The 6492-nt window shown below is 41.7% G+C and carries 5 protein-coding genes and 1 pseudogene; 5 read left to right on the forward strand and 1 reads right to left on the reverse strand.

Annotated elements, in window-relative coordinates:
* A partial coding sequence (locus ACFINS_RS01730) for a cell envelope biogenesis protein TolA (RefSeq protein WP_375705803.1) occupies positions 1–1011 on the forward strand: 1011 nt, incomplete at its 5' end.
* Between the two features lie 38 nt (positions 1012–1049).
* Complete coding sequence (gene tolB, locus ACFINS_RS01735; RefSeq protein ID WP_375611763.1) at positions 1050–2375, forward strand: Tol-Pal system beta propeller repeat protein TolB; 1326 nt, start codon at positions 1050–1052, stop codon at positions 2373–2375.
* A gap of 1057 nt (positions 2376–3432) precedes the next feature.
* Here the strand turns inward: tolB and ACFINS_RS01740 are convergent.
* Positions 3433–4179, reverse strand: a complete 747-nt coding sequence (locus tag ACFINS_RS01740) for a YebC/PmpR family DNA-binding transcriptional regulator (protein WP_254492472.1) — start codon at positions 4177–4179, stop codon at positions 3433–3435.
* Positions 4180–4547: 368 nt separating this feature from the next.
* On the opposite strand from ACFINS_RS01740, the gene ACFINS_RS01745 reads away from it, so the two are divergent.
* The 3 genes and pseudogenes from ACFINS_RS01745 to ACFINS_RS01755 all read left to right on the forward strand — a co-directional run.
* On the forward strand, positions 4548–5243 hold the full coding sequence (locus ACFINS_RS01745; RefSeq protein ID WP_375611764.1) for a DUF1013 domain-containing protein: 696 nt from the start codon (positions 4548–4550) through the stop codon (positions 5241–5243).
* Between the two features lie 201 nt (positions 5244–5444).
* Positions 5445–5966, forward strand: a complete 522-nt coding sequence (pal, locus tag ACFINS_RS01750; protein WP_375649951.1) for a peptidoglycan-associated lipoprotein Pal — start codon at positions 5445–5447, stop codon at positions 5964–5966.
* A 52-nt stretch (positions 5967–6018) separates the two neighbouring features.
* Positions 6019–6492 (forward strand): annotated as a pseudogene (locus tag ACFINS_RS01755) (tol-pal system protein); the annotation flags it as partial.

A 6492-nucleotide genomic window follows, 5' to 3' on the forward strand; every position in this document is an offset into this window, starting at 1 on the left:
AAGGTTGCGCCTGAGATGCCTTTGGAGGCACCGGAGGATGCGCCCAAGGTTGCGCCTGAGATGCCTTTGGAGGCACCACCGGAGGGTGCGCCCAAGGCTGCACCTGAGATGCCTTTGGAGGCACTACCGGAGGATGCGCCCAAGGCTGCACCTGAGACGCCTTTGGAGGCACTACCGGAGGATGCGCCCAAGGTTGCGCCTGAGATGCCTTTGGAGGCACCACCGGAGGGTGCGCCCAAGGCTGCACCTGAGATGCCTTTGGAGGCACCGGAGGATGCGCCCAAGGTTGCGCCTGAGATGCCTTTGAGAGTGCCGGAAGATGCCTCTAAGGTTGCGCTCAAGCCTGCGCACAAAAATGAAGAGATGATATCGCCAAAAGAATTGGCTCCAACGGTCCCAAAAGTACCAGCAGAGCAGATTGTTCATCAAGCGCCCAAAATTGTACTTCCAGAAAAATCTCTTCTTCCACAGTTTAAACCAAAGTTTGACGGAGAATTTCCAAAGAAGAATGAGGCTGCATTGAATCAAAAGACGCCAAAGCTTAACAAGAAAAACCAAGAGAAACAGACCATTGAAGATATTTTAGCTCTGGAGGAAAATAATTTGCTCAATCGTGCGCGGTCACAAGGAGGGGGAGCAAAACGTTCTCATATACCAGAAGCTTTGGGTGCAAGAAAAAATATTAATGATACCACAAAAATGGCACAAACATTGGTCAATATTGCGGGGGGATGTATTCAACAGAAGCTTAAACTTGTGGCGCTTGGCGGCGATTTAAAAAATCGTCCGGTCGTGCGGTTGCGATTTTATTTAGACCGTGAAGGGATGGTTGTGGGCGATCCTATCATTGATCCCGTAAGCGGCCTTGAGAGTCAACAAGCTATTATGATAAGGCAGGTGTATGCTGCTGTCTTTTCATGCCAACCTTATGCAGATCTCCCACGTGATCAATATGATCTATGGGGGCAAGGTTTTGACTTTAATGTTGATCCCCTCCAAGAAATAAGATGATAAACGAGAAAAAAGCGCTTAACGAAAGGACACATTCCATGATGACTATAACGAGACATAAAGTTTTTGCTTGGTTTATTGTCACTTGTGGGTTGTGGCTTTCAAGTATTTCATCGGGTTATGCGCAATTGAAAGGAACTATTTCGAGCGCTGATTTTAATCCCATTCCCATTGCAATTACAGACTTTATTTCCAATGATTCGATTGGGTTGAAAATATCTGCTGTGGTGACAGCCGATCTCGAACGGTCGGGGCTGTTTTTACCGCTTGATAAAGCAAATTTTTTTGAAAACATTTCTAATCCTAATAAACAACCACATTTTGCTTCTTGGCAGAAAATAAAAGCGCAAGGTTTAGTTACTGGGCAAGTCATGAGAGAAATCGATGGACGTTTGAGGGTCGATTTTCGTTTATGGGATGTGTTTGGACAAAGACAATTGAAAGGACGGCGTTTTTATACTGCGACAGAACGTTGGCGGCGTGTGGCACATATGATCGCAGATGAGATCTATAGTGAGATGACAGGAGAAAGTGGTTATTTTGATACACGAATTGTTTTTATCGATGAAACAGGTCCTCAAAATGCACGCATTAAACGTTTAGCAATGATGGATCAAGATGGAGCAAATTTGATTTATATGTCTGATGGAAGTGAATTGGTGCTTACACCGCGGTTTTCACCAAAAAGACAAGAATTGACCTATATGGCTTACGAGGACAATCAAGTACCTCATGTTTATCTCCAACAAATTGAAATGGGGCAAAGAGAGTTGATCGGAACGTTTAATAACATGACAATTGCTCCACGTTTTTCTTCTGATGGACAAAAAGTTATCATGAGTTTGTTACAAAATGATGGGAGTGCCAATCTTTACACTATGGATTTACGAACCCGTACGATGACGCGACTTACAACAACTTCTGCTATTGATACTTCTGCTTCTTATTCACCGGATGGAAAACAAATTGTCTTTTCTTCAGATCGTAGTGGAAAGCCGCAAATCTATAAAATGAATGCGGATGGGAGTGATATTCAGCGTATTTCTTCAAACGATGGGAGTTATTCAACACCTATTTGGTCTCCACGGGGTGACTATATCGCCTTTACAAAACAATTAAGCGGACAATTTTCTATCGGTGTTATGCGCCCTGATGGACAAGGAGAACGAATTTTAACCACAGGGTTTCACAATGAAGGACCAACGTGGGCCCCTAATGGTCGTGTGCTGATGTTCTTTCGCAAAAATCCCGGTATGGGACCAAAAATTTATACGATTGATATTACGGGTCGCAATGAACGTCAATTACCCACCCCCAATGATGCTTCAGATCCAGCATGGTCGCCTTTGCTCAATGTACAGTAAAACAAAATGCTTAAAAACAGAGTATAGAAGGAATACAGTCTCAAGTTTAAACAATCTCAATAGTTTTTTAATTATTTAAAAGAAGGAATTGATTATAGTGGGTATGGGGAGTTATGTAGATTTCATCTATCATCTATGGTTGTTGATCGATAATGGAATTTCCTTGGGGGAAAATGCTTAAAAAAATTCAAAACAAGACCTTGAAAAAATAGAGCCGAAAATTCTAAGATCTCTAGAGTTCAACTTTTTATTCAAAGTGTCGCTATATATATTTTTTTAAACTTCCTCTTCGATTTTGTTTGTGAAGAGTCCTCTTGTCAGGGGGGGCTGTTGCTCTTTGATGTGTTTTATTCAAGTACGCGGTTGTTTTAGGTCTGAATATTGATTGATTGGTAAGAGCAAAAGGACAGATTTTTAAGATAAATGACGTTATTTTAGAAATATACGATGCCATAAAGTCAAAAATTTATCCGCAACGGATTAGAGAGATGTACCGGCTTTTTGTACAATACTTTGCTAAACAATCAGCTCTGGCTTTCCATTTGCTTATTTTTATTCTGTGATGTTGTAAAAACACTGCTCTTTGAGGTGTGGGGATATAGGGCGTATAAATCTCCTTGATATATTCTAAGTGTTTTTTAAGTGCGTAGCGAATATTTAGGGGAATGCATGTTTGTTGAGCCTTAAGTTTCAAGTGAATTTCATGAGTGATTCGTTATAGGAATACGTCAAGAAACCCCTAATTGTTTAGAGGCTAGATCATTTCATTACTTGAGGGTGGGGAGAGGAGGTTAATCTTAAAGAACAAAAAGATCAAATAGAGAGGGGATATAGGGATAATCTTTGGGGCATGTAAGAAAGGCGTGAGGCTACAGAGTTTTGTGTATGTTTTTCTTTTTGGGATTATGTTTTCTGCGATTGATTGTGGTTTTTTATTGCATCAATGGCTTACCCCGCTATTGACGCGGGGCTTTTATATGTGCGGATAAAGAGGAGGGGTGACAGATGCTTTTGAAGCCCTCATGCATGAAGAGAGGGCTTATGTAAATGATGGGAATTATACAGACAATTTTGCCAAAATCTCATCACTGACATCAAAATTTGCATAAACATTTTGCACATCATCATCTTCTTCTAATGTTGAAATTAGTCGTAAAACAGACAAAGCTTTTTCTTCATCTATTGGTGCAAGGGTGGTGGCTTTCCAAATCGTTTTAATCGATTCTGCTTCACCAAGTTTTGCTTCAAGTGTTTTGGAAACTTCACCAATATCTTCAAATGCGCAGGTAATATGATGTCCGGTTTCTTCTGATTGCACATCTTCGGCACCGGCTTCAATTGCTGCATCCATGATGTTATCGGCTGTTCCTGCTTCTGGCTTATAGATTATTTCACCAATCCGATTAAACATGAAACTGACCGATCCTGTTTCCCCTAAGGCTCCTCCTGATTTTGTGAAGGCGGCGCGCACATTTGAAGCGGTGCGGTTGCGGTTATCAGTTAAAGCTTCAACAATGACGGCAACGCCGCCTGGTCCATAGCCCTCATAGCGTACTTCATCATAATTTTCGACATCGGCGCCTGACGCTTTTTTAATCGCGCGTTCAATATTATCTTTCGGCATCGATTGTGCTTTGGCATTTTGAACAGCCAGCCTTAAACGTGGGTTCATGGCTGGATCAGGAGCACCTTGTTTTGCTGCTACGGTAATTTCGCGCGCAAGCTTAGAAAATATTTTCGAGCGCATTGCATCTTGACGCCCTTTACGGTGCATAATATTCTTAAATTGTGAATGGCCTGCCATAGTTTTCCTTCCTATTTGAGGGCTTTTTTGCCAGTTGGATACTCCTTAGAATTTAAGGCGATAAAGCATGCATCCCACCAGAATAAATGTGCCACAGCATGAGGTGAAATAATCGAATAAACCCTTTATAAGAAAATTCATCTTAAAGGTAAAGACACCTTAGTTGAGGATCATTACAAGAGAGATCTCTTGTCGTTGAGCAAAAATAACGCTATAACAGAATGTAATCTCATAGCAAAATGGTTTATTCCATGCCGCGCTTTGTTTTAGGAGTGGTTGGAGAGACCTAAACATATAAAAAAGTTCCAGTGCTCTTGAGTGGGCGGTAACCTGCCTCATAGAAGAGGCGCAGAAGAGGATTTATAAAAATGGCAACGCAACTTTTGATGCCCAAAGCAACAGCTGTTTGGTTGGTTGATAATACAGCTCTTTCTTTTGATCAGATTGCAGAATTTTGTAAATTGCATGTCTTGGAAGTAAAAGCTATTGCCGATGGTGATGCGGCTTATGGTATTAAAGGTTTAGATCCGATTAGTTCTGGGCAATTGACGCGCAGTGAAATTGCACGGGTGGAGGCTGATCAAAACGCACGATTGAAAATTTCTCAATCGAGGGTGCATATTCCTGAAAAAAAACGTAAAGGGGCGCGCTATATCCCTCTTTCTCGACGCCAAGATCGTCCCAATGGTATCCTATGGTTGGTTACGAACCATCCCGAGTTGAAAGATGCGCAAATTGCACGGTTGATTGGGACAACAAAAGCGACAATTGAACAAATCCGCCTTAGAACCCATTGGAATAGTGCAAATTTGGTTCCTCTTGATCCTGTAGGACTTGGTTTGTGTTCGCAAATCGATTTAGATTTTGAGCTCCAGCGTGCGGCGAAAAATCGTCCTGTTGCAGCAGAAGAAGATAGGTCGTTGCTTCCCGCTTCTGTGACGGAAAACGCTGCTCTAGAGGAAAATGAGAGTGAAGAAAATCTGCATAAGACTTTTGATGCTGATAAAGTTTTTGCAAAGCTGAACGCGCTGCAAAAAAATCGTCAAGATCAAGATGATGCATAAAAAGCCATGACGCATAAGGGAAACATTTCTTATGGAAATGTTAGAGGAATGGCTGAGGAGAAGAAAAATTGGCAGAGACTTAAAAGTAAAAATGAGGACGAAAAAACAGAAAAATTTCTTCTTCATTAGGAATTAACGGTTATTCTTAAAAATATTTTTAAGAATTGACCCTTCTTTACGAAATTCAAGGAGAAACGGACTATGCGCTCTACCAAAAAAACCATCTCTCATTCCTTAGCTATCCTCTTTCTTTTCTCACTATGCCTGGGTGGGTGTGGCAAAAAAAATGTTGGTGCACTTAACGGTATGAATGGCGCTTATATGAATGATGCTGGTTTGAATCAGGTGTCACCAGGCTCAGGACAAGAATTTACGGTTAATGTGGGTGATCGCGTGTTTTTTGGTCTCGATTCTTCTTCACTTGATGCTGATGCTGAACGTATTTTAACGCGCCAAGCAGAATGGTTGCTTCATTATCCTTATTATTCTATTATGATCGAAGGTCATGCTGATGAGAGGGGAACACGTGAATATAACTTGGCACTTGGACAGCGCCGTGCTGTTGCTGTGCGAAACTATTTGGTGTCTCTTGGTGTGTCCGCACAACGGATTCAAACAATTTCTTACGGAAAAGAAAGACCTGTAGCAGTATGTGATGATATTTCCTGTTGGAATCAAAATCGACGTGCTGTGACAACGTTGAATGACATGAATAGTCATTAAAAAGAAGATTGTTTGTTTCAACTATTTAATAAGCTCTTAAGGGGAAAAAAGAATGTATCGTAAAATCAATTGGAAAACACTCTTTTATATGGGGGTTTTCATAGCTTGTTCTACTTCACTTGTTCAAAGTGCGGCACGAAAGGCTTCCGAATATCCTGCACATGATACGGATAAAGTTGATGCAGTTGATAAGGCAACTGATGACGTGAAGAAAGCATCTGAAGCAGCCGATAAAGCAGCATCTGATGCGGCGGAAAAAGCCACTGACGCTGTTGATAAGGCTGTCGATGCTGTGAAAGAAGCACCTGAAGCAGCTGATAAAGCAGCATCTGATGTGATAGAAAAAGCCACTGACGCTGTTGATAAGGCTGTCGATGCTGTGAAGGAAGCACCTGAAGCAGCTGATAAAGCAGCATCTGATGCGGCGGAAAAAGCCACTGACGCTGTTAATAAGGCTGTCGATGCTGTGAAAGAAGCACCTGAAGCAGCTGATAAAGCAGCATCTGATGTGATAGAAAAAGCCACT

It is taken from the genome of Bartonella sp. AA2SXKL (assembly GCF_042197205.1).
In the GTDB taxonomy this organism is placed as follows: Bacteria; Pseudomonadota; Alphaproteobacteria; order Rhizobiales; family Rhizobiaceae; genus Bartonella.

Coding starts and splice junctions, on each gene's coding strand:
- pal (WP_375649951.1), top strand. CDS start 5,445: ATGCGCTCTACCAAAAAAACCATCTCTCATTCCTTAGCTATCCTCTTT.
- tolB (WP_375611763.1), top strand. CDS start 1,050: ATGATGACTATAACGAGACATAAAGTTTTTGCTTGGTTTATTGTCACT.
- ACFINS_RS01740 (WP_254492472.1), bottom strand. CDS start 4,179: ATGGCAGGCCATTCACAATTTAAGAATATTATGCACCGTAAAGGGCGT.
- ACFINS_RS01745 (WP_375611764.1), top strand. CDS start 4,548: ATGGCAACGCAACTTTTGATGCCCAAAGCAACAGCTGTTTGGTTGGTT.